This window comes from Stenotrophomonas sp. P5_B8, assembly GCF_054049855.1.
In genome coordinates, this window is record NZ_JBFULO010000784.1 from 1 (window position 1) to 846 (window position 846).

Genomic DNA, 846 nt, shown 5'->3' on the forward strand with positions numbered 1-846 from the left:
GCGCAAAGCAGCATCGTTGCCCTTGCCGCGTGCATCGCCGAGGATCGCAAGCGTGTGCTTGCACTGGGTACCAGTACGTTGGCGACGCTTCGGTTGTTCGAGCTGCTTCCGACCATGCCGAGAATCAACATTGATCGGGCAGCACAGGTGCTGGAGGTGAGTGCGCCTACTGCGGCGAAGGCTATCAATGGATTGCAGGTGGCGGGGGTGTTGGAGGAGACGACGGGGCGGGCGCGGAACCAGAGCTTTTTGTATGCGCGGTATGTGCGACTTTTAATGGACTGAGGACGTAGCTATTGCAGAGCGGCTAGCCAATTTCAATAGCATCCTCTCCGCATATCTGTAGAAATATCATTGTTTTTGACTGGATCAAACAGCCTGCCGAACAGCCACCAATTGTGCCCACGCGCAATCCTTATCAGACGACGCGGCATAGTCTGATTGGCTGGGCATACGTGCTTCTCGACACTTGAGCCATGGCAATCAAAGACTGGCCCAAGGACGAGCAACCGCGCGAGAAGCTACTGGCGCGTGGCCCAGCAGCGCTTTCGGATGCTGAGTTGCTTGCCCTGTTCATGGGCACCGGCTGTAAGGGCTTGGACGTCATGGAGAACGCACGCCTTCTCCTCAAGGAACATGGCCCACTGCGCCTATTGCTTGATATGAGCGCGCAGAAGCTGAGGAGACTGCCAGGGCTCGGCCCGGCACGGGCTTGCAAGCTGGTCGCCGCACTGGAACTGGCCGACCGCCATTTGCGTGCAAAGTTGGACCTGGGTGAAGGCATGTGCGATCCCAAGACAGCCATGCGCTACTTCAAGCAGCGGCTTCGCGGGCGCCCCCATGAGG

General features: G+C 58.6%; 1 protein-coding gene and 1 pseudogene. Both read left to right on the forward strand.

Annotated elements, in window-relative coordinates; translation table 11 throughout:
- A pseudogene (locus tag ACXJKH_RS21445) lies at positions 1-285 on the forward strand (Fic family protein); the annotation flags it as partial.
- A 191-nt stretch (positions 286-476) separates the two neighbouring features.
- Positions 477-846 (forward strand): UPF0758 domain-containing protein (locus ACXJKH_RS21450; RefSeq protein WP_457322405.1); only part of this gene is annotated, 370 nt, incomplete at its 3' end.